General features: G+C 42.5%; 21 protein-coding genes. 3 read left to right on the top strand and 18 right to left on the bottom strand.

Translation table 11 applies throughout. The features are described from left to right. Window positions 1-265: 265 nt before the first annotated feature. From GHNINEIG_RS02725 to hldE, 18 genes are all read right to left on the bottom strand, one after another. The gene (locus GHNINEIG_RS02725) at window positions 266-1147 is read right to left on the bottom strand and encodes a tetratricopeptide repeat protein (protein ID WP_189636912.1); all 882 of its coding nucleotides are present in this window, start codon (window positions 1145-1147) and stop codon (window positions 266-268) included. Next, the gene (locus GHNINEIG_RS02720) at window positions 1135-2580 is read right to left on the bottom strand and encodes an aspartate kinase (RefSeq protein ID WP_135795227.1); all 1446 of its coding nucleotides are present in this window, start codon (window positions 2578-2580) and stop codon (window positions 1135-1137) included. The genes GHNINEIG_RS02725 and GHNINEIG_RS02720 overlap by 13 nt, the downstream gene beginning before the upstream one ends. Before the next feature lie 100 nt (window positions 2581-2680). After that, entirely contained in the window at window positions 2681-3076 is a 396-nt protein-coding gene (locus tag GHNINEIG_RS02715) for an ectoine synthase (RefSeq protein ID WP_135795226.1), read from the bottom strand. A gap of 17 nt (window positions 3077-3093) precedes the next feature. Next, window positions 3094-4353 carry a diaminobutyrate--2-oxoglutarate transaminase gene (ectB, locus tag GHNINEIG_RS02710; RefSeq protein WP_135795225.1) on the bottom strand — a complete coding sequence of 420 codons (1260 nt, stop codon included), beginning with the start codon at window positions 4351-4353 and terminating at the stop codon, window positions 3094-3096. A 10-nt stretch (window positions 4354-4363) separates the two neighbouring features. Beyond that, the gene (gene ectA / locus GHNINEIG_RS02705; RefSeq protein WP_135795224.1) at window positions 4364-4894 is read right to left on the bottom strand and encodes a diaminobutyrate acetyltransferase; all 531 of its coding nucleotides are present in this window, start codon (window positions 4892-4894) and stop codon (window positions 4364-4366) included. Window positions 4895-5291: 397 nt separating this feature from the next. Then, entirely contained in the window at window positions 5292-5573 is a 282-nt protein-coding gene (locus GHNINEIG_RS02700; RefSeq protein ID WP_135795223.1) for a hypothetical protein, read from the bottom strand. A 73-nt stretch (window positions 5574-5646) separates the two neighbouring features. Then, complete coding sequence (locus GHNINEIG_RS02695; RefSeq protein WP_135795222.1) at window positions 5647-6246, bottom strand: LPP20 family lipoprotein; 600 nt, start codon at window positions 6244-6246, stop codon at window positions 5647-5649. A gap of 73 nt (window positions 6247-6319) precedes the next feature. Beyond that, a complete protein-coding gene (gene greB / locus GHNINEIG_RS02690; protein WP_135795221.1) occupies window positions 6320-6784 on the bottom strand; it encodes a transcription elongation factor GreB in 465 nt (154 codons plus the stop codon). Window positions 6785-6798: 14 nt separating this feature from the next. Beyond that, window positions 6799-7131 (bottom strand): DUF3392 domain-containing protein, encoded by a 333-nt coding sequence (locus GHNINEIG_RS02685; protein WP_135795220.1) that lies wholly within the window; start codon window positions 7129-7131, stop codon window positions 6799-6801. 198 nt (window positions 7132-7329) lie between these two features. Next, window positions 7330-9828, bottom strand: a complete 2499-nt coding sequence (locus GHNINEIG_RS02680) for a glycogen/starch/alpha-glucan phosphorylase (RefSeq protein WP_135795219.1) — start codon at window positions 9826-9828, stop codon at window positions 7330-7332. A gap of 73 nt (window positions 9829-9901) precedes the next feature. Beyond that, window positions 9902-11377, bottom strand: a complete 1476-nt coding sequence (gene glgA, locus GHNINEIG_RS02675; RefSeq protein ID WP_135795218.1) for a glycogen synthase GlgA — start codon at window positions 11375-11377, stop codon at window positions 9902-9904. Between the two features lie 15 nt (window positions 11378-11392). Next, window positions 11393-13573 (bottom strand): 1,4-alpha-glucan branching protein GlgB, encoded by a 2181-nt coding sequence (glgB, locus tag GHNINEIG_RS02670; RefSeq protein ID WP_135795217.1) that lies wholly within the window; start codon window positions 13571-13573, stop codon window positions 11393-11395. Continuing rightward, window positions 13570-14934 carry a 4-alpha-glucanotransferase gene (gene malQ, locus GHNINEIG_RS02665; RefSeq protein WP_135795216.1) on the bottom strand — a complete coding sequence of 455 codons (1365 nt, stop codon included), beginning with the start codon at window positions 14932-14934 and terminating at the stop codon, window positions 13570-13572. The genes glgB and malQ overlap by 4 nt, the downstream gene beginning before the upstream one ends. A 38-nt stretch (window positions 14935-14972) precedes the next feature. Next, complete coding sequence (locus GHNINEIG_RS02660) at window positions 14973-16700, bottom strand: glycoside hydrolase family 57 protein (protein WP_135795215.1); 1728 nt, start codon at window positions 16698-16700, stop codon at window positions 14973-14975. Between the two features lie 49 nt (window positions 16701-16749). Continuing rightward, window positions 16750-18018, bottom strand: coding sequence for a glucose-1-phosphate adenylyltransferase (gene glgC / locus GHNINEIG_RS02655; protein WP_135795214.1), 1269 nt, complete (start codon window positions 18016-18018; stop codon window positions 16750-16752). Between the two features lie 76 nt (window positions 18019-18094). Further along, the gene (glk, locus tag GHNINEIG_RS02650; RefSeq protein WP_135795213.1) at window positions 18095-19057 is read right to left on the bottom strand and encodes a glucokinase; all 963 of its coding nucleotides are present in this window, start codon (window positions 19055-19057) and stop codon (window positions 18095-18097) included. 58 nt (window positions 19058-19115) lie between these two features. Then, window positions 19116-19673: a D-sedoheptulose-7-phosphate isomerase gene (locus GHNINEIG_RS02645; RefSeq protein ID WP_135795212.1), complete on the bottom strand. Its 558-nt coding sequence runs from the start codon at window positions 19671-19673 to the stop codon at window positions 19116-19118. After that, a complete protein-coding gene (gene hldE / locus GHNINEIG_RS02640) occupies window positions 19670-21112 on the bottom strand; it encodes a bifunctional D-glycero-beta-D-manno-heptose-7-phosphate kinase/D-glycero-beta-D-manno-heptose 1-phosphate adenylyltransferase HldE (RefSeq protein WP_135795211.1) in 1443 nt (480 codons plus the stop codon). Before hldE ends, GHNINEIG_RS02645 begins: the two co-directional genes overlap by 4 nt. A 131-nt stretch (window positions 21113-21243) precedes the next feature. Between hldE and GHNINEIG_RS02635 the strand changes: the two genes are divergently transcribed. Genes GHNINEIG_RS02635 through GHNINEIG_RS02625 form a run of 3 tightly spaced genes read left to right on the top strand, consistent with a single transcriptional unit; the run spans window position 21244 to window position 24152 of the window. After that, window positions 21244-21846, top strand: coding sequence for an acyloxyacyl hydrolase (locus GHNINEIG_RS02635; protein WP_223260920.1), 603 nt, complete (start codon window positions 21244-21246; stop codon window positions 21844-21846). A 44-nt stretch (window positions 21847-21890) separates the two neighbouring features. Beyond that, complete coding sequence (locus GHNINEIG_RS02630; protein ID WP_135795209.1) at window positions 21891-22826, top strand: KpsF/GutQ family sugar-phosphate isomerase; 936 nt, start codon at window positions 21891-21893, stop codon at window positions 22824-22826. A gap of 15 nt (window positions 22827-22841) precedes the next feature. Continuing rightward, on the top strand, window positions 22842-24152 hold the full coding sequence (locus GHNINEIG_RS02625; RefSeq protein ID WP_135795208.1) for a 3-deoxy-D-manno-octulosonic acid transferase: 1311 nt from the start codon (window positions 22842-22844) through the stop codon (window positions 24150-24152). Window positions 24153-24168: the final 16 nt, after the last annotated feature.

Raw genomic sequence — 24168 nt, 5'->3', positions numbered from 1 at the left:
TGCCCATTTTTTCATTAGAGAAGTATCTTTTTATTAAAGTTGAAAATCACAATAAGCTCTACGTAACAGTGCTTTCGGCACATCCGTAAAATTTTCGAAAGCATAGCATGCTGAATTTAGCTTTGTCTAATAACGAATATTTATACAGACAAAGAAAGGAAATAATGTGTATTAAAAATGGAAGTTTAAGGAAGGGTTAACAGGAAGTAAAAAAATGTATCGCAGGGAGAAACATTGCACCCCACAATACATTAAAACGCAGAATTTAAGTTGAAGAGGTAGCGGTATCCCCTTCCTCAATCAGTTTTTTAAACTCAGCGTCTTCTCTCATGGTTCTAAAGACAGGGTCATTTTGAACCTGTTCTTTATAGCCTTCAGAATCTTGCAATGCTTTTTGCAGATATTCAATGGCTTCACCGTGCTTCTCCATCATGGCATAAGCTCCGGCCAATTGATAAAAGGCATGTTTATTTTCAGGATCAATTCTCAAGGCTTGATTACATAAGTTAATCGCCCATTGAGGTTCATCCATTTCAATTGCAATATCAGCTTTATAGGTCATCGCTTCTGTATTATCAGGGTCCAACTCCAAAATCTGATCATAAATCGCCATACGATTGCTCAGAATTTGTTCTTGACCTGCTTTTAACCACAAGCTGTGAATATCTTGATGTTGCGACAATCGTTTTTGCGCACTGGTAATACCACGTGATTTTCGATTCAACTCGTCTTCCAGTTTTTCAAGACGCGCTTCATACTCTTTAATCACTTTACTGACTTTGGTATCAGCCAGATTCAGCACCTTATCTTTAATTTCACGGATAGAGTTCCACCCTACTAATAACAGAACGGAGGAGATCCCGGCAATTAAATAGAAAAAGTAAGTCACCGTATCAGTTGCATAACCGACCGCTCGAGACGTCGCCGATAACTCACGGTTAACAACCTCTTTAGTCAAGGTCACTTCCAAGTCATTCATATCAACACGCAATTGCTTTAACTCATCCATGACATAACGCTCAATAAAAGGGTTGTACATCGGTTCTTTCAACTGATTTACATCCTGCGTTTCCTTCGTGTGTCTTTCAGCAGCCGAAACCGGTGCGATAAAAACACTCAATAAAGCAATGACAATCAATGCTCGCATATAGCTTTCCCATGATTATGAACTTCAATCAGATTCGAATGAAGCGCTTTGACTGCTTTTTCATAGTCGGTTTCATTGACAAAGAATTGCATTTCAACCTGACGTGTATTCTGATGAATTGCTTCCACATTGATGCCTTGGTCAAACAACGTTTGAACCGCTTTTGCCAATAAACCTTTAATACGCATATCACTTCCCATCGCAGACGCTAACGCCACTTTACTGGTATTAATCGTTGCGGTTGGCAACCCTTGCTTCAACTGTTCTGCCAAACGTTTTACTTTTTTCAGGGAGGCTTTCAAGTAAATTGTGATGGTATTCGCATTAAAGTCTTTGGTAATCACTTGACACTTCAATCGATTGGTCGCATCGATGATGACTTTTTCATAAGTCCCTTGCTGCCCCATCATTTCTTGGTCAAAGACCTCTAAAGCAATCAGGTGTTGCATCCCGGCGATAATCTCAACCTGTGGGTACTCACTGACATAATCTTCAGTAAAAATTGTTCCGTGATGTCCAGGATCAAACGTATTTTTAATTCTCAATGGAATCTGTGCTTGCCTTAACCCTTGAGCAGCTCTTGGATGAACGGCTTCCATACCTAAGTTCGCTAATTGATCGGCAATGTCATAATTGGTTTTACCAATCGGCACAACATTTTCTTCACCCACCAAGCGAGGATCGGCACTGCTCAAGTGATATTCTTTATGAATCACGGCTTCCGAAGCTTGGCATAACACCGCGATGCGACTGAAAGTCATTTCACTATAGCCACGGTCAAACGTATACATCAAGTTTTCACGACAATGCGTATACCCTGTAACAATCGGCAACTCTTTCGTAAAGTCGATTTCCCCTAAATGCGTTTCAATCATCGCATCCAAAGGCAATGCTTCATCTGCCTGCCAACCGGTTAAATCAACAAAACGGGCGTTCACGCCTTCTGTTTGTAACAGATGCGCTAAGTTCCACGCACTATGCGCTTCCCCTAAACTCGCCAGTAACTCTCTTACCGTTAATAAGTGGCTTTCTAACGAAAAATGTCCATGACGACACAAGTCTTGTAAATGATTCAGCAGCTGTTTGGTTTCTGCAATGCGCTCATCAATAAAGTCATTGGCTTTGAGACGCAGCTCATCATCAGCAAACAAATTGGCATTGATCTTATTCAGCTTCAAGCTCAACTGATCCAATGCAATACGCCAATCATCATCTACATCGTCATTCGCAAACAAACCATACACTCCTGGCTGATCTGTTTTCTTGTGTTCTAACAAGTCATCTGTAATCCCACCATAAGCTGAGACAACAAAAATTCGATTATAGAAATTTTCAGGATAAAGAATAATGTTATCCCGAACGGCTTGGTAATCACTCATTGAAGTGCCACCGATTTTTTCGACACTTAATGTTGTTTTTTGAGTATTTGACATGGTTACTCTGTTGTAAAAAACACCCTCATTTTTAATTGATATTGAGACGAAAAATGACCAGGACTGGTCATTTTTCATCACTTAAAGACAGCGGAGATGGTTATTCTTCTACCAACACATATGACCCGTCTTTATCATGTGTTTCTCGCCCGGTAACAGGCGGGTTAAACACGCAGACCATACGCATTTGAGAGCCTTTATTGGCTTTTAGAATATGCTGATCATGCTCATTTAAGGCATAAACCGTTCCTTCTCGAATGGCATGGACTTTCCCATTTTTCTTTTCTTCGATTTCACCTTCACCTTCAATACAGTAAACGGCTTCTAAATGGTTTTTATACCAAAGGTGAAGCTCTTCACCTTCTTTAATCAAAGTATCATGCAAAGAAAAACCCATTCCGTCTTTCGCTAATAGAAGACGACGACTTGTCCATTGTTTCGAATCAACATCTGCTTCTGTACCAATGACATCATCATATAAATTTTTAACAATCATTTATCGTCTCCTATTCTTTATTGTTTTTTGCCAACCTTTTCAACAGCGCCTTCCAGGATATCGAACCCTTCATTGATCAGGTCTTCTGTAATCACCAATGGCCCTAAGAACTTAATGACTTCATCTCCAGCACCGGCTGTTTCAATCACTAATCCATCTTCAAATGCTTGAGAACATACGTCACCCGTCATTTCAGGGTTTTTAAATTCCGCCCCCCAAATCATACCGTGACCGCGAATTTCACGAATATACTCAGGGAAACGCAATGCCATTTTTTCCATTCTTTCTTGTACCAGCTTAGACTTCTTCTTCACTTCTTTTGAGAAGCTGTCGTCTGACCAATATTTTTTCAAAGCGACACTTGAAGAAACGAAGGCCAAGTTATTTCCACGGAAAGTTCCTGAATGCTCCCCTGGACTCCATTGGTCTAGCTCAGGCTTCAACAACACCATTGCCATTGGTTGACCTGCACCGATTGATTTTGACAATGTCACGATATCTGGCTTGATACCCGCTCTTTCAAAACTGAAGAAATCAGAAGAACGTCCATTACCCACTTGAATTTCATCCGCAACCATCAAGATGTCGAAATCATCACAGATCTGACGAAGATCTCTTAACCATTGCTCTCCAGAAACGTTAATCCCACCTTCTGCTTGGATCGTTTCTAATACAATCGCTGCCGGTAACTCTGTACCACTTGAGGCATCTTCCAGAATCTTACGCAGGTAAGCGATGGTATCGACTTTATCCCCTAAGTATTTATGGAAAGGCACCTGAGTGGTGTATCCTGGAACACCATAACTTTCATCATGGTAATAACTGTTCCCTGTGATACTCAATGACCCCATTGACATCCCGTGGAAACCGTTAGTGAAAGACATGACTTGTTTACGCCCTTTTACCTTACGTGCGATCTTCAATGCCGTTTCAATCGCATTGGTCCCCGTAGGCCCAACAAACTGAAGTTTGTATTCCAAGCCTCTAGGTTCAAGGATGTTATGAACAAAGCTTTCAATAAAATCTTTCTTCGCGACCGTCCCCATATCCAATGCATGACCGATACCGTCGTGTTGAAGATAATCAATCAATGCCGCGTTAATATCTGGGTTGTTGTGTCCGTAGTTCAAAGCCCCTGCACCGGCGAAAAAGTCAACATAACGCTTACCGGTTTCATCCCAGATTTCAGCCATTTTGGCTCTTTCAAAAATTACTGGAAAAGATCGGATATAACCACGAACTTCGGATTCATATTTATTAAATATTTCTAATGTCATTTTTATTTCCTTAAAAAATTAATTTAGTTAAATTTTCTTGTGTATCTGATTTTAATACGTATAGCTCTTCTGCTTCGTGCCCTTCGTCACCAAAGTGCGCTTCCGTAATAAAAGGGGTAACCGTTAACGTCAACCCATAATTTTTAGCAAAGGATTTAAACAGTCCTTGCGATGCTTTGTTAGATGGACTGATAGTGCAGCACAACTCTTTTAAGTCGGCATCACCTTTTTGATTTTCAACCAAAGCCAGCAACATTCTTTTCGCTAACCCTACGCCACGCATCGTCTCGGCAACCGCAACCTGCCAAACAAACAAGGAGCCTGGCTGATCGGGGCGATAATAAGCTGAAACAAACCCAACAATTTTTTGATCGCTCTCAACCACAATACACGTATCTGCAAAATGGGAGGCTTGTAAAAAATAGAGATAACTCGAGTTCACGTCTAATGGTGGGGAACTCTTAATCAAGTGATAAATGGCATGTCCATCATCTAACGTGGGTTTTCTAAAAATTAAATTTTGTTCATTATGTGTTTTCATGATTCTTCTTATTGTATTGAAATGTTAACAATTCAACCAATCGCAAAGAGGTAGGGGCGTTGCTCGCCAAAACAGGAGAACAGATAGCAATCTTTTTGGACGCATGAATCCCGTGAAAGGGTAATACTAGCGCAAAATAATGCCAGACGATTGATTCCTCAGGACTGATCCTTTGGATTAGACTCGACCCAAGCGGGCTTAAAAATGAAAAGCGTCTAAACGCAAATGACAGTGTATTAAATACAGCTGAAATAGAGATAACTTAACCTATCGGGTTATGAAATTGACATCATTGTAACAAAACCCGAATGCATTGGCAAATTTTACTTAGAAAAACGCAAAGCAAAACCAATACAACCTATTGAATTGAAACATAAATTTTTAAAGAGACATTCTTTTATAATGACTCGGAATCTGACTTTCGAACCTTATAATAGTAGCGTACTTTATATGGGTCTTTGTCTTCTGAAGCCATCATTTCTTCCATATCTTCAAACAACCCTGGAAAAAGAAGTTCATATATCTGCTCCATTTTTTCCAGATCATCTTCATCCACAGGGACTTCGATAATTCGTAGCTTTGGGCAAGAAAAGGCGGTAATATCCATGGACTCAAGATTCATACGATCCATTTCAAAATCATATTCATCTTCATAGTGATCTTTAATTACCCAACCCATTTCTTACTCCTTAAGTCCGTTTTATGATTGTATCTATCAAAGCAAAATATTCGCCAAACACGCTTTTTTCAGTTCACTGAATGGGTTGTTTGGCAATCGCTTCTGACATTTCATCAAAACTCTGTTTAGACTTAAACTGTTGCCATAAGGCTTCATTATTGCGCATGGAGGTTGATACAGCCGTTTTGACAATATTACTCTTTGCAGCTTCATCAATGCCCACAAGTGCATACAGTTTTCCATTAGGTCCAAAACGCATACCATGCACCTTTGAACCAACGAGAGCTTCATTGGTAATGGTTTTCAAGGTAGTACTGGCGGCGGCATCAACGGTTTCCCAGTCACCTTTACCGGTTGTGCCCAAGTATTGCTTAACCATTTTCTGCACTTGCACTTGCATCTGCTCTGCCAATCGGCCTCTCCCATCTGCTGCTGCCATATCTTTCATATAACTGATACCGGCTTGCGAAGGTTCTGCGATCCCAACGGCACTCAACACCAAGCCAGGAACAGGTTCATCACAAACCCAGCCAGGTGCCGCTTCCTTGGAGTTTGGGAAGACACAACTCACGCCTGAGTAATTAGGGGTCTTTTCCTCTTTAACCTCAGTTGAACTACAAGCACTTAAAACACCTGCTGATACCAGTAAAGCAATGAGAGAGCGATTCTTCATACGTTAAGATCCTTTTATTATAATATTCACAACGTGCTATTCAGCTGAATTTGAAACAGGGCATTTTTTAATTCTAGTACTTAATGTCTAAAATGGTATAGCAAATTTTACGCTTATCCGGCAATAACACTTCAACTTCTTCGTCCAACAGTTTACCAATTAAAGCTTGAGCAACGGGGGACTTAACTGAGATTTCATTTTCTTCACCCCGTGCTTCAATCCCCCCGACAATACGGTATTGTTTTTGTTGACCGTTTTCATCCTCCAACAATACATAAGCGCCAAAAAACACCTTGTCTTGCTGGCGCGGCTTATCTCGCACCACATTGATATCTTTCAAATGTCGCTCTAAATAACGAATTTTACGATCCGTTTCACGCAATTCTTTTTTACGGTAGATATACTCCGCATTCTCCGACCGATCCCCTTCTGCCGCTGCAGTTGATATCGCCCGGACAATTTCAGGTCGCTTGGTTTTCCATAAAAAACTCAATTCTTCCGTTAAACGATAAAACCCTTCTTGTGTGATGTAGTTCATTCAACAATCAGCACTTACAACATATTCTTTTTTTGTGCCAGCAATCCGATTCCGTAAAAAATTAAAATAATCATGGGTGCCAGCCAAAGATTTGGCACACTGGCGAGTTGTTTAATGAGTAATGGAGTCACAAAAGAAGTTAAAAAAGCAAACCCAAACGCACAGAACAGAATAAACAGCGTCAGTTTTAAAAAGAACTTTAGCGACCCAATCTGCTTTTTAAGAAAATTGACAATGTCGTCTCCGAAAATCACGAGTAAGGTTGCGGCCATGGAAAGCCCAATCTCAGATAAATAAGGTCTCATCCAACCCGATACTGTCGAAACTGCGTCAATCACATACTCCATTACATCATCCTTTCATGTCTTTCATTTTTATCTTATCGAAAATCATCGTAAGATTACTGACTAAACTCTGAAGACATTTTAATGTAAATTACACAAAAAACCACCGAAAAAACACTCACTGCGAGTGCTTCCAAAGGCTTTTTATATAAAAACAACCAGGCCTGGCTGGTTTCAAGCAGCATTGACAACATTCACCGTTCATTTAATAGGAGTCAATTTCCAAATATCGTCGTTATATTCTTGCATGGTACGATCTGTTGAGAAAATACCACTTCGCGCCGAATTAATAATGCTCATCGTATTCCAACGACTATGATTTTGAAAGGCCAATGCAACTTCATGCTGAGCGTTCACATAACTTCTAAAATCAGCCAGCGTCATCCAAGGATCCTTCGAACTTTTCATAGAATTGATAATATCGTCAAATAAGCCCGGTTCAAATTGGTTAAAGTGGCCCGATTCCAGTAAACTGAACACTGCTTGCAAATCACTGTCTTCTTCAATGAAGTTTTCAGGGTAATAATGGCCACGAAGCTTGGCTACTTCAGGTGTTTTCAAACCAAATAAGAAAAAGTTCTCCTCTCCTACGGCTTCTAAAATCTCAACATTGGCCCCATCCAATGTGCCGATGGTAATGGCACCATTCATCATGAATTTCATATTTCCCGTTCCAGAAGCTTCTTTTCCGGCGGTGGAAATCTGTTCAGACAAGTCCGCACCAGGGGAAATGATTTCCATGGCCGACACTCGGTAATTGGGTATAAAAACCAACTTAAGCTTGTCCCCAACATCCGGATCGTTGTTAACGACCTCGGCAACATTATTAATCAATTTAATGATTTTTTTGGCCATGACATATCCAGGTGCCGCCTTTCCGCCAATAATCACACAACGATTGGTCCAGTTATCTGTATCCCCTCGTTTAATTCGGGCATACAGGTGAATGACATGCAGAACATTCAACAGTTGTCGTTTATATTCATGGATACGTTTGACTTGTACATCAAATAAAGCCGTAACATCAAACTTCACACCAGTGTCTTTTTCTACCATATCCGCCAGGCGTTGTTTATTCTCTCGCTTGACTCGCATCCATTCTTGTCGGAAAGATTTGTCATTTACAAAAGATTCGATTTTACTGAGTTGCGTTAAATCGGTTATCCAGTGACGACCGATTTTTTCATTCAAGAGCGCTTTTAATCCTGGATTACTGCTCGCCATCCAGCGTCTTTGCGTAACGCCATTGGTTTTATTATTAAACCGCTCAGGCCATAGTTCATAAAACTCATGAAACAACCCTTCTTTGAGAAGCTGGGAGTGAAGCGCAGCCACCCCGTTAATCGAAAAACTGCCAACAATCGCTAAATACGCCATACAGACATTATCATCGGGATCTATAATCGACATGCGTGCCTGTCTCGCTTGATCACCCGGCCATTTCATAGCAACCAGTTTTAAAAACCGAGCATTGATTTCATAAATAATTTCTAACACTCTCGGAAGGAGTTTATTAAATAATGAAACCGGCCAGCGCTCTAACGCTTCAGGCAATAAAGTATGATTGGTATAAGCCATTGACTGACTGACAATAGTCCAGGCGGCTTCCCAGGAAAGTTTTTTGTCGTCAATTAAAATTCGCATCAGTTCAGCAACGGCTAAACTGGGGTGTGTATCATTTAATTGGAAAACATTATATTCAGCAAAATCGGAGAAATCATTGCCATATTTTTCTGACCATTGGCTGACCACATCTTGCAAGGAGGCCGACACAAGAAAATATTGCTGACGCAACCGTAACTCTTTACCGTTCTCACTACTGTCGTTAGGGTAAAGAACCATGGTAATATTTTCTGCTTCGCTTTTGCTTGCCACCGCTTCAAAGTAGGAGCCTTGGTTAAACTCTGACAAATTAAAGCCTTCTGCGGCCTCCGCTGACCATAAGCGCAATGTATTCACAGTTTTATTTTCAAACCCGGGAATCGGAACATCAAACGGTACGGCTAATACTTCTTCAGCGTCTTCCCAATGCACCGTCAACTCGCCGGTGTGAGGATCTTTGTAATGGCGACTGCGCCCCCCGAAATAAACGGTACGCGTATATTCCGAGCGTTGAATTTCCCATGGGTAGTAACCAAACCCTAACCAATGGTCTGGCTCTTCAATTTGAAAGCCATTCTGAATCAATTGTTTGAACATGCCATATTCATAGCGCAATCCATACCCAATAACGGGAAGTTGTAGGGTTGCGCATGAATCCATAAAGCAAGCCGCTAATCGTCCAAGCCCGCCATTACCGAGCCCGGCATCTCGTTCAGCCTCCTCTATTGCCTCCAAGGAAGCACCTAAACGATACATGGCCTTTTCTGTTTCCGTTTCAATTCCTAAGTTGAGTAGATTATTCGACAAAGAGCGACCAATAAGAAATTCCATCGAAAGATAATAAGCTTTTTTCGTTTTATCTTTGTTATAGGCATTCCAAGTTTCTTTCCAGTATGTCATCAGCCGGTCACGAATGGTATAAGACATTGCTTTAAATTGATCATAAGGATCAGAGTGAATATCACGTCCAAGCATATTGTAAAGATAGTTCACAAAGTCTTGTTCGATATCGGTCACACTCATACCCATTTTTTTGAGTAATTCTGCAATGTGTTTTTCTTGCTTTGTACTTGGTACGGATTTTTTGTTCTGCGCCATAATGACCTCACACTTCAAATTTTTGAATAAAAAGATTCAGGCGTCATTGCCAAAATAAAAACCAACTTCTAACTTAAACCATCGCTTTAAACAAAACCAAATACTGTTTTGCGCTACGCGTCCAACTAAAATCTTGTCGCATCCCGTTTTTTTGTAACTTCTGCCATGTTCCTTTTTTACTAAAAAGATGCAGTGCATGCAAGATAGTTGACTTGAGTGCTTGACGACTTGGATCATAAAAAACAAACCCGGTCGCTTGTCCAGTCGCCAGGTTTTCTTTGGTGGCATTCACCACCGTATCTGACAGCCCCCCCGTTGAATGAACAATCGGCGGTGTGCCATAAACAAGGCTGTACAACTGATTGAGACCACACGGCTCAAATCGAGAAGGCATTAAAAATAAATCCGCACCCGCTTCGACCTTATGCGCTAAGGATTCAGAATATCCAATATAAACCATGAGCCTATCCGGATACTGATGCGCTAATTCCGTTAATTGATATTCAAACAGGCTATCGCCCGTGCCGACAATAACAAACCGAGCATTCGTTTGCTCGATTAACTCAGGTAAAACATCCAGCACTAGGTCGATGCCTTTTTGCGGTACCAAACGCCCTACTAAGCCAATTACAGGATCATCCGCATCCAGTACAGATGTAGGTAAATCCCAGAAATCCAGCATGTCTTTTTTATTACGCTTTTTAGATACCACCCGCCCTTTTTCAACTGAATAATGATAGCGGATAAACGGGTCTGTTTTCGGGTTCCATACATCCTCGTCAATGCCATTCAATATCCCCAGCAAGCGTCTTTGCTCCAATCGCTTAATCAATAATCCTTCAAGCCCATAAGCATACTCGGGGAAGGTAATTTCTTTCGCATAAGTTGGACTGACCGTCGTGACCCAGTCCGCCATTTGAATCCCGGCTTTTAACATGGACATATTGCCATAAAACTCAATGCCGTTATAAGCTTCCCACCACTTCCACGGAAGCCCTAAGCCTTCAAACAATGATTTAGGAAATAATCCAGCATAAGCCATATTATGAATGGTAAAGACCGTTTTAGGTCTCTCTCGCTCCAGTGTTAACAACGCCGGGACCAACCCGGTTTGCCAATCATTAGTTTGAACCAAATCCGGTTGCCACTTTAGCCCTGCACGGTTCATGGCAACCTCTGTCACCACCTTGGAGAAAACGCCAAAACGCTCCCCATTATCCCACCAATCTTTACCATCTAAAGCCAAATAAGGATTACCGGGGCGGTGGAAAAGCTCAGGAACATCAACCAACCAGATTGGCACATCGATGCCTTCCGCCGAAGCCACGTGAATTCTGACGTGTAGATGCCTCCCACAAGCGGTAATACTCAACTCCGAAAGTTGCTTTACATCAAAGACCTTCTCCCAAATATCACCATAGGCAGGTATGATCATTCTAACCTTTTGTTTTAAATGGTGGTATGCATCAGGCAAACTGCCAGAAACATCTGCCAAGCCGCCTGTTTTAATTAAAGGATGTGCCTCAGAAGTGGCAAACAATATTTTCATTTTAATTCTCTGTTCTTAGGATTTTTTTCTTAACACAATCACCGCAAGCGGCGGTAGCACTAACGTCGTTGAACAAGGTCGATTCATCCAGTGCAGGTCTTCTGTTATTAATTGCCCTGCATTACCTACATTACTGCCACCATAGAGTTCGGAATCGGAATTAAGCACTTCCTCATAAATACCCGTTTCCGGCAATCCGATACGATAATCATAACGTGGCACCGGCGTAAAATTAAAAATGCAGATTAAAGATTCCTTTTCTGAAACCCTTAAAAAACTCAAAACCGATTGCTCATAATCATGACAATCGATCCACTCAAACCCTTCTTGATCAAAATCATGAAGATATAATGCGGGAGAAACGTGATACAACAAATTCAAATCCCGCACCAGCATCTGCACCCCTCGATTGGCCGGTTGATCACAAAGATACCAATCTAATCCACGGCTTTCGCTCCATTCTTGCCATTGCGCGAATTCGCCGCCCATAAAGAGCAGTTTTTTCCCGGGGTTTAACGCTTGGTACCCCATGAGCAGCCTCATATTCGCCATTTTTTGCCATGTATCTCCTGGCATTTTACTGATCAATGAATGCTTCATATGCACGACTTCATCATGAGATAAAGGCAAAACAAAATTTTCCGAATAGGCGTACATCTGACTAAATGTCAGCTGATTATGATGGTACGGTCGATAAATAGGGTCTTGCTGGAAAAAATCGAGCGTGTCATTCATCCACCCCATATTCCACTTCATTGAAAACCCAAGCCCTCCCATCCAAGTAGGACGTGAAACCATCGGCCATGAAGTTGATTCTTCTGCCATCATCAAAGTGCCAGGACACTGTGCATGCACCTCGGCATTGAGGGTTTTTAAAAATTCAATCGCTTCAATATTTTCTCGCCCACCATACTGGTTCGGCAACCAATCTCCATCTTTACGCGAATAATCCAGATAGAGCATGGACGCCACAGCATCAACACGCAATCCATCAATATGCAATTCTTTCAACCAATAGAGCGCATTGGCAATTAGAAAGTTTCGCACTTCATTTCGACCATAATTAAAAATGTAGGTTCCCCAGTCCTGATGCTCTCCTCTTCTAGGGTCTTCATGTTCATACAGTGCTGTACCGTCAAAGCGAGCCAAAGCAAACTCATCTTTTGGAAAATGTGCTGGAACCCAATCCAAAAAGACGCCGATATTATTTTCATGACAGTAATTCACAAAATATCGAAAATCATCTGGCGAACCAAAACGGCTCGTAGGAGAAAAATAGCCTGTCGCCTGGTATCCCCACGACTCGTCTAAAGGGTGTTCTGAAATTGGTAGCAACTCAATATGGGTATATCCCATCCACTTCACATAATCGACAAGTCGATGCGCAATTTCTTTATAGCTCAGGAAAGAACCGTCATGATCTCGTTGCCAAGACCCCAAATGAACTTCATAAATATTAATGGGAGAGTTTTGCCAATCAAAATCAACGCGAGAAGTTAGCCAATCATGATCTTGCCACTTGAATTTGGAATCATACACAATTGATCCGGTTTGAGGCCTAAATTCCATCGCTTTCGCATACGGATCCGTTTTGACCAAAAGTTGACCGGTTTGATGGTTTCGAATTTCAAATTTATATATATCCCCTGAAACCAGCCCAGGAATAAAAAGTTCCCAAACACCTGACTGTCCATTCGTGCGCATGGGATGACGCAAACCATTCCAACCATTAAAATCTCCAACAACAGAGACACGGCTGGCCGCAGGCGCCCAAACCGAAAATTGAACGCCTGAAATGCGGTCTATTTCCGTTACTTGTGCTCCCAACACATCATATATATGCCAGTGACGCCCTTCAGCATATAGATGTAAATCCAAATCGCCCAACTGAGGTAAAAAGGTATAGGGAGACACCACAGTATGTTCAGAGCCGTTTGCTTCAACCCAACTCACTTTAAAGTGTAACGGAAGTTCTTTTTTCTGTTTCTCTGTCAAGCTAGCAACGAATAAACTGGTACCTTCCACACGCGACAAAGCATGCAACCCTTCCACAGAAGCGGTTTCAGCCGTGGGGAGCCACACACGGATTTCCCATCTTTTACCAGCGGCATGACACCCTAAAATTTGAAAAGGGTCATGGTGCGATCCTTCAACAAGCCTTTGAACGGCTTCTTCCGTCATGGTTTGATTCATCATAAAACAGCACCCTCTCGTGTCGCATCTCGATCTGAAGCATTGACCAGGCCTGCGATTTTTTCAGTTATTTCTGACGAAACTTGATCCCATCTGAACTGCCAAGTCCAATTATTTTCAACCGTACCTGGTGTGTTCATTCGATCCTCGGCTCCCAAACTCAAAAAATCCTGCATCGGTATCATCGCCAAATAAGCAACCGATTGAAAAGCGGCTTCAATCAGGGGCCAAGGCATCGGGTCTTCAGAAGCAGGCAATTGTGATGACACCCACTGTTTATAGTCATTATCCTCTAACGAATTCCACCATCCCAAACTGGTGTCATTATCATGTGTTCCGGTATATACCACGGAATTTTCAACCTGTTCTGCCAAGGCATGAGGATTATCAGGCAATCCATTAAAACCAAATTGAAGCACTGACATACCGGGTAAATGATATCGCTCTTTCAATGCCATCACTTCAGGCGTGATAATACCTAAGTCTTCTGCGACCAAGGGGAGTTTAGGAAAGGCCTGTTGTAAAGAATCTAAAAACAATTGCCCGGGCACTTTCACCCAATGCCCATTCACCGCTGTTTCTTCATCCACTGCAATTTCCCAGCTCGCTTCCAGTCCCCTGAAGTGATCAATTCGAATCAAATCGAACAACGACAAGTCAGATTGAATGCGATGATGCCACCATTTAAACCCATCTTTTTGCATCTCTTGCCAATCATAATGCGGATTTCCCCAACGTTGTCCTGTTTCAGAAAAATAATCAGGGGGGACGCCGGTCACAACTGTTGGATTGAGGTCGTCATCCAGTTTAAATAAATGTGGGTTTGCCCAAACATCAACACTGTCATAGGCGACAAAAATAGGCATATCTCCAAACAGGGTAATCCCTTTTTCATGCGCAGTGTCTTTCAGATTCTGCCATATTTGACGTAGCACGAATTGCTGCTTTTTTAAAAATCGAATTTCATACGCATGCGTTTCTGCAAATAACGTCAAAGCCTCAAAATCACGGTAGCGATATGCATCTGGCCATTCTGCCCAAGAAGTCATCTTAAAATGCTGCCGCAAAGCCATAAATAAAGCATAATCATTTAACCAGTGTGGTGGTTCCTGTTCAAACGACTGAAACGTTTCTTCATCAATCATCTCTAACCAGTTGACCGGCAGTAAAGCGGGATTCATCGCAAAGGCAGAAACACTTTGATAAGGCGACAATCCTTGCACAGGATGGGTTAACGGCAGCATTTGCCAAACGGACAGATGTGCTTGCGCCATCCAGTCTAGAAACCGCCAGGCCTGCTCATCCAACCTACCTGAAGGCAATGATGTGGGATGGAGTAAAACACCTGCTTTTTTGTGCGACATAACTCTTCCTTTTTAACCGTATGATTAAAATCTTTAACTTAATTGCGTCTCATTGTGCCTGCATTTTCCATTTCCCCTCCCCCATATGACAGCGGAATCGAAAGTTGTTCGGGAGGCTTTTCTCCTAATAATAAAAAGAGTTTTTCAAGATGGCGCCGATAAAGTTGATCAAAATCCTTAACACTGCCTGAAGGGTTATAATCCCCAAACCACCAAAACCAGTCAGACCCTTCACAAATCGCTAACTGTTCAGTCGCCAAGGCTTCTTGTTCAGCAGACAATTTACCAGAGGCAATCACTTTGTCATAAGTAAGCTTGGCATCCACCAACAAGTCCCACCCCGCATTTTTATCCGGCTCTCCAATCCACGTTGAAAAAGAGCCGTAAACCCAGCTGCCCGCTTTTAAAATCGGCAGATGTCTAGGTCGACCCCCTCCTTCTAAAACCTCAGAAAAGGTCGACATTTCAATCTGTGGGTGCTGAATCAACGTATGGTAAAGCGTCGATAAAAAGTCATACCCATTATCCGAATAATATTCCCAGGCATTTTCACCATCCAATATCACCGAAACGACATAATCTTCAACTTGGTCTCCTAAAGAATTGGCAATATTGCTCAAATGATGAGCGAAGTTATTTGCAGCATCTTGTGGATCCCAATCTTTATACTGAAACCCAATTAAATCGGATAAACCATCATCTCTGAAGAAAATCGCGCACTCTTGCGAGGCATGTTGCAAAGGTTGGTACAAAGCCCGTTTTGAAGCAATATCATGATGATCTAAGTGAGATGCTTCACAAGAATGGCGCCACACGCCTTCACCTGAGGCTGTCCATTTGATTTCATAATGATCGAGCAAGCCTATCGCGGCACTGCTAATCGCACCTTCAGATAACCAGATCCCCTTTGGCTTGATCCCAAAATGACCTTCAAAAACGGTCATGCCGTGTTCTATGTGCCATTTTGCACGTTCATACCCCTCTGGATAGCAGTCGGATGCAGGCATTGGATCATGTGGCTGTGCATCTTTCATACTGTTAAAATCAATCAATAAAGGCACGATTGGATGCCCATAAGGCGTCATCGACAGCTCAATCTGCCCTTTTTCCATTAATGATCGATAACGTGGAATAATGCTTTCAATCGCATCAGCAATCACTTCCAGCATCAGTCGGCGATCTTCATTCGTGAAATGAATCGCACTGCAACCAATTTCCAATAATTTTTGCACCCGGATATCTTGCTGCCTTAAACTTTCTCCCATCCAAGCGAGGTGATACCACATCAACAGGTCGATAAAAAATTGTTCATTAAAGTATGTTAGGCAAGTTGCTTCTTCCAGTGTTGTCAACTCATCACAACGAGTCATACTCAACAGTTTCTTAAAAGGCGGAAGCGTATCAATCATTGTTGGAGCAAACGCTTTTTGGCAGGCTTGAATAATTTCAAGTCGTGTTGCTACATCTGACGAAATAGGAGTTTCCCCGGATAATAAATTCAACAAGGCATCTTGAATATGCGATCCTGACTGCAACCAGGATCGAATTTGTTTGGCGTAATCTTGGAGTTGTTCAAGCAAGACCGGAGCGAAGTTGACCACCACCTTTGCACTGGCATGATTTTCTAAGTGAGCCGCCATATCGGTATAGTCTTTAATCGCATGCAAATACACCCAAGGTAAACGATATTCACCATTCAAGCCATCACGATAATGCGGCTGATGCATATGCCAACATAAAACCAATTTAATTTTCTTCTGTTCCATAAGTTACTCTTAACCCTTTAATTTGAAACAAATTACCCATACCAAAAGACTAACGGGTTATGTGTAATCGTTGACCCAACATATCTGGCGTCACTAAAACGATGCCCGAAGCCTCTTCAACATAGAACCGCTTTCTGTCGGCTTCCAGATCTTCCCCAATAACGGTCCCTTCTGGAATCACACATCCCTTATCAATGACCGCATTTTGAATCCGGCAATTGCGTTCAACTTTCACTCTGGGCAAGAGCACTGAATCTTTGATCAGACAAAAACTATGCACATGACTTCCACTGGAAATCACTGAACGTTTGATTCTTGCGCCTGAAATAATGCAACCACCCGCCACTAAAGAATCAATCGCCTCTCCTCGGCGCCCTTCATCATCAAAAATAAATTTTGCGGGCGGCATTTGAGCCTGATAAGTCCATATTGGCCAATCTTCATCATACAAGTTCAAATCAGGGGTAATCGAACACAAATCCAGACTGGCTTTCCAATACGACTCAATAGTTCCGACATCTCGCCAATAGACCGGAACCCTCATTTCATCTTCAAACGGAAAAGCCCGAACTTTCCAATCTTCAATAATAGAAGGAATGATGTCTTTACCAAAATCGCGCGAGGAATTAGGATTATCAGCATCTTCAATCAACTTTTGAAAGAGAAACTCTGTTGAAAAAACATAAATCCCCATTGAAGCAAGCGCCTTATCAGGTTTATGTGGCATGGCATCCGGATCAGCGGGTTTCTCGGTAAATTTGGTTATTTTGAAACATTCATCCACAGACATGACACCAAAGCCGGTGGCTTCCATCCTAGGTACCTCAATACAACCAATGGTGACATCGGCTCCAGATTCCGCATGCTCGTAGAGCATTTTGCTGTAATCCATCGAATAAATATGATCCCCTCCTAATACCAGAACATAATCCGGGGTGTGGCGGCGCATGATATCGAGATTTTGATAAAGGGCATCGGCGGTTCCTTGATACCATCCTTTATCAACACGTTGCTGTGCCGGCAACAATTCAACAAACTCACCGACTTCATAGCGCATAAAAGACCACGCGCGTTGAACATGACGAATCAGGGAGTGCGATTTATACTGAGTCAACACACCTATTTTTCGAATTCCGGAATTCACGCAGTTAGATAGGACAAAATCAATAATCCGATATTTCCCGCCAAAGGGCACGGCAGGTTTCGCACGCCATTTGGTTAAATCCTTTAAACGACTCCCTTCTCCTCCTGCCAGCACTAATGCCAATGTCTTTCGGGTCAAATCTGTCGCCGACTTGGTTTCGCAATAATACTTCATCCCGTCCTCCTACTTCATAAAGGGGAATTTAAAGACTCAAGCACGCACCTGAGCGCACTGTTTTAAACTTTATCGATTATTGTTCTCCATTGATTGCTTGAGCTCGCCGCATTGCGCCAAACAGACCAACTTTTTCATTCATTACTAAATACACAGGAAATGTTTCAACCACCTTACGCATTCGACCTTTACTTAAAAAAGCTTCCATAAACAAAGGCTTTAACAGCCAATCCTTAATTTTGGGTGCAATCCCTCCGGCAATAAAAATGCCGGCTTGCGCCTCCCAAATAAGCGCTGCATTGCCTGTAAAGGCGCCATAAATCTGTACAAAAGTATCCAGTGTTTGACAGGCGATTTTTTCGCCGTTGATGGCTTCTTGATATATTTGTGCCGCCGTCACACTTTTTTTACCATGCCCATGTGATTGAATATTGTAGAAAAAATACAACGTTTCTAGCCCTTCGCCGGACAAGAGTCGTTCGTAAGACACATGCGGCCATTTTTGCTGTAACCACGTTAAAATATTGATTTGATGTCCATTCAGTGGTGCAAAATCCATATGCCCACCTTCAGACGCTTGAGGTAAAAAAGTGCCTTGACAATTTTTGACGGGTGCGACCCCTAAACCAGATCCGGCACCAACCACAAGACGATTTCCAGAAGTTTCGTACTGCCCATCTTGCAAACAAATCAAATCTGATTCGGTGAGTTCATCGATACCCAGTGCCGCAGCATAAAAATCATTGATGATTTCAACGTGTTCAATCTGACAAGCATGAGTCAATTCATCAGCCCGAATCACCCAAGGTAGGTTGGTTAACTGTACTTGTCGACCAACAACAGGGCCAGGCACACCAAAACAGGCTGCCGAAAAATAAGGAAGGTCAAATTCATTTTGAAAATGCTGAACAAGAAGGGTCAGTGAAAAAAAATCAGCGCTCAGATAGCGTTTTTCAGCCAGGAGCCGTTGCTCACCTTGATGGTAGGCTTGTAAGAGTACTTTGGTGGCACCGACATCGCCTGCTAAAATAAAAGACATTGAGCATCCTTAAGCATTGCTTACTAAAGGAAGCCCCATATTATGTGATTAGAGCTTCCTACCCAAAAAAGTCGTCTAACCCTTCACAGAGAAGGTGGCTAATAAAACTATGCGCTTCTTGAATTCGTGCCGTTTCCAAGGAATTGACTTGAAAACAAAAATCACTGATTTCAGACAGGACTGAATCGGATTTTCCCGTCATTGACACCGTAATACACCCCTGTTTTTTAGCCTGTTCCATTGCTTTAACGACGTTGGCGCTTGTACCGGAAGTCGACAACCCAATGACAATGTCACCTGATTGAGCTAACCCCTCAACTTGCCGAGCAAAAACCGTTTCAAACTCATAATCGTTACTGTGCGCCGTTAAAATTGAGCTGTCTGTTGTCAAAGCAATGGAAGCCAAGGGCTTTCGGTTTTTCACATAACGCACCATCAATTCTGCCGCCATATGTTGTGCATCCGCTGCACTTCCTCCGTTCCCCATCCAAAGTACTTTGCCACCTGCATTTAGGCTTTCCACCATTCTAGCAACCAGTTCTGACAGCTTTTGTGAAGATTCCATGACAGACAGAATCGCGCGATTATGCTCTTGTAATGCATGGTCTAAGTTCACTGTGCCACACCTTCTTTTATTTCAGCATCTTGAATCTTATCGACCATGCGCGTAGTGGAATACCCTTCCCAAAAGGAAAGGACGGCGACTTCACCACCTTTATCCCACACACATTGTGCACCGGCAATTTCGTCAGGCTTATAATCGCCACCTTTAACCAAAACATCCGGCGCGAGTTTACAAATTAAACGTTCTGGGGTTTCCTCACTAAAAGGAACGACCCAATCAACACAACTCAATGCAGACAACAACTCCATCCGTCCAGCTAATTCCACTATTGGACGACTGTCGCCCTTTAAGGCCTTAACCGATTCATCTGAATTCACTGCAACCACCAAACGATCGCCTTGACGAGCAGCTTCATTTAAATAGCGGACATGCCCACTGTGCAATAAATCAAAACACCCATTGGTAAACACCACTTTTTCACCTTTAGACTGGGCAATCTGAATCAAGGAATGAACCTCATCCTCGCTCATTGAGGCATACCCCTGATGGCGCATAGAGGCATTTAACTGCTCTTCTAATTCTACTTTTGAAACCGTTGAAGTACCCACTTTACGCACCACAATACTGGCAGCTTCATTCGCCAGCTTAACCGATTTAGGCAGACTCAACCCACTTCCAAAAGCGGTCGCCAAAGTCGCAATAACCGTATCGCCGGCACCAGTAACATCAAACACTTCCTGTGCACGAGATTTTAAAATGGTTGCACCAGCATCCTTTTCAATCAATGCCATGCCATGTTCACTGCGAGTCACCAACAAAGCATCAATATCAATCTCTTGAATTAACTGCTGAGCTTTCTCAATCAAATCTTCTTGATCAGCACAAGCACCGACAATCAGCTCAAACTCCCCTTGATTCGGTTTGACCAAAGTCGCGCCGGCGTAACGTGAAAAATCATTCCCTTTCGGATCGATTAAAACCGGAATCTGATGAGTATTAGCGGCTTGAATCATTTCTTCAACAAACTGCAATGCGCCTTTGGCATAATCCGAAATGACTAAAACATCATATTCCGCTACTTTTTCAGCCACTAACTTGGCTAGATTTTTCGCCGAAAGTTCAGGAACGGCATTTTCAAAATCCATCCGAATCAATTGTTGATGATGACTCAGAACACGTAGCTTACATATCGTACCCGACTCAGAATACACCCAGTCAGAAGCAACACCGGCATGCTCCAGCACTTGATTTAACTGCTGACCAAAGCTGTCTTGACCAATCACCCCCATTAAGTTGACGTCCGCTCCTAGATCGGCAATATTAAGCGCCACATTGGCAGCGCCCCCAGCTCGGACGTTTTCATCTGCCACTTTCACTACAGGGACAGGCGCTTCTGGAGAAATTCGGCCCGCTCTTCCGGACCAATATTGATCCAGCATAACGTCACCAACAACTAAAATTTTGGTTTTGGAAAAATCGTGCATATTCATGAGTTGATTAGATTAAAATATTGATAAATTTTATTATGATAAAAACTAAGTTATAAGTCTAACAGGATTCGTATTTAATGTTCATTTTTAAAAGGTTCAGACCGTCATTTCTTTTCATCTGCACACTCTTCATGCTATCTACTTCAAATTCACGCGCAGCAGACACTTCAAATGACATGATGATGAATCTGACAATTCTGGGAGCTATTGGCTCGTTAGGATATGCCTGCTATGAAGGAAAAGGCCCATGTTCACTTGACCCTTTGAACACAGATCGCTTAACCTTAAGTTTAGATGTGGGAGCCGATAACAGCACCCATAATGAACGTATTGCACTGGGTGCGGACTGGCATGAAGCCCTATTTGAAAACAAACACTTTGAGATAAACGGTCGCTGGGAAGTCAATATCAACCGCTGGCACTCTTCAAAGAAGCATCCTGTAAATAAAAGTGGCTACATTGTTGGCCTGACACCCGTATTCAATTACACTTGGAAGACAGGTAGTGTAAAACCATTTTTAGAGCTGGGCGGCGGACCGCAATATTTATCCGACGTAACCATTGAAAATGAATTTAAGTCAACTCAATTTCAATTTGGAAGCATTCTAGGACTGGGTATTCAAACAAACCGTTTTGAAATTGGTTATCGCTATCTGCATATTTCAAATGCCAATATTGAATTACCAAACCCAGGAACCGATTTCCACAATTTACATTTAGGTCTTAAATTTTAAGGCCGACATTCAAACGACAACAACGAGAAAATTACAAACACATTATGGATACTCTAACGATTGCCAAACGCGTTTTCGACATTGAAGCGGAAGCCGTTAACCACCTCAAATCATTGCTTGATCAGAACTTTTCTCAAAGTGTTGATGCCATTTTAGCGACCGAAGGTCGTGTCGTCATATGTGGCATGGGGAAATCGGGCCTCATTGGCAAAAAAATCATGGCCACACTGGCCAGCACTGGCACACCTTGTTTTTTTATGCACCCTGGCGAAGCATTCCATGGTGACTTAGGAATGGTTTCACCCAAAGATGTCTTTATTGCGCTCTCTAATTCAGGGGAAACGGAAGAAGTCATCAAATTAATTCCTTTTTTAAAGGACAATGGCAACACAATCATTTCCATGACTGGTCGACCTGACTCCACCTTAGCAAAAAACTCAAATTTCCATTTGAATATCGCCGTGCCGCAAGAAGCTTGCCCGCACCAATTGGCTCCAACCTCCTCTACGACAGCAACACTCGTCATGGGGGATGCTCTGGCAGTGGCATTAATGGAAAAGCGTGATTTCCAACCACAGGATTTTGCTCGCTTCCATCCTGGCGGCAGTTTAGGACGTAAACTTCTGACGCGTGTCAAACATGAAATGAAATCGGAAAACCTGCCTTTTGTTGAAAAATCAGCTTCCATGAAAGACGTCATTCATACCATGACAGACGGACGACTCGGGCTGTGCATTGTCAACCAAGGAGAAGGCATCATTACCGATGGTGATTTACGTCGTCAGATGGAAGAAGACCCAGCGAACTTCATGCAAAAAACTGCTGGTGACATCATGGGAATCCATCCTAAAATGATCGATTCAGAAGCCCGATTATCCGATGCAGAAGAAATGATGACTCAGAAAAAAATCACCTCTTTACTCGTCTCTGATCAGAATCAGATTGTGGGTGTCATTCAAATTTACGATTTAAATAATTAATTACGGGTTGTCTTCATGTCTTTATGGCTTTACCGTTTCTTACTGATTCTTGCATCACCACTGATTGCTTATTCTGGTTGGAAACGTTGTCATCGAGCGAAAAAGCAGGCTGAAAAAGATTCCGATTATGCCCCCATTCCTCACTGCTTTGCTGCGCGCTTTGGATGGAGTCGTCAACCGTTTCAACAAGGTGGTATATGGGTGCATGCTGTTTCCGTGGGTGAAACGCGCTCCATCTTTCCATTACTGACAGCACTTAAAAAAACCTATCCAGACTTACCTATCACTGTTACAAACGGCTCAACGCAAGGCGCCCAGCAAGCTTTACGTTTTGCACCTATCCCCATACAACATCAGATGATTCCCTATGATTATCCGGGGGCTGTCAAACGATTCTTGAAAAAACTACAACCACGCCTCGTGATTATGGTGGAAACAGAAATCTGGCCTAATTTATATCAGGCGTGCTGGGATCAGCAAATCCCTTTAATTTTGGCCAATGCCCGAGTAAAAGAAAAATCATTTTATGCCTATCAAAAATGGGGCGGAAAACTGATTGCCAATGCACTGAACCAAACCCGCTTAATTGCCAGCCAGTTTGCACTGGATACTGACCATTTAATCGCTCTAGGCGCTCACCCAGCTCGCATCAAACAGTTGGGCAACTTAAAATTTGATATTCATATCCCAAAAGATTTAATGACAGACATGCAACAATGGCGTCAGGAATATGGACTTGAGAATAAATTCATTTGGGTCGCTGCCAGCACACATGCGGAAGAAGAAACGCTGATGCTAGAAGCGCATCAACAGCTCAGACAGCAACACCCTAATGCACTGTTGATACTGGTTCCTCGCCACACAGATCGATTTTTGGAAGTGGCTGACTTACTGTCTGACAAACACATCCCGTTTGCAAGCCGTTCTAAAGATGAACTGATTCAATCAGACACGCAAGTTTATTTGGCCGATACCATTGGAGAACTGATGAATTGGTTTGCAGCTTGTGACGCTGCATTTATAGGTGGCAGTCTGGTACCTTTTGGCGGACATAATATCTTGGAGCCGGCCGCGCTGAAAAAGCCGGTTTTGTCTGGACAGTATCATCAAAACCTGCAAGCGCTCTATGATTCGTTCAAACAAGACGAAGCCATCTTGATTTCTCAAGATGAAAACGAACTGGCTCAACAGTTGATTCAATTGGCCGACTCTCCTGAATGGCGCAATCAAAAAGCCGAAGAAGCCTATGCTTGCTTTGAAAAACAATCCGGGGCTTTACCGAAATTAATGCATGAAATTGGTCAACTACTTCCGCCAACAGAATGAACCCAAAAATGACCAG

Origin of the sequence: Hydrogenovibrio crunogenus, from assembly GCF_004786015.1 — a bacterium.
GTDB classification, from domain to species: domain Bacteria; phylum Pseudomonadota; class Gammaproteobacteria; order Thiomicrospirales; family Thiomicrospiraceae; genus Hydrogenovibrio; species Hydrogenovibrio crunogenus.
This window is presented reverse-complemented; position numbering and strand designations above follow the sequence as displayed.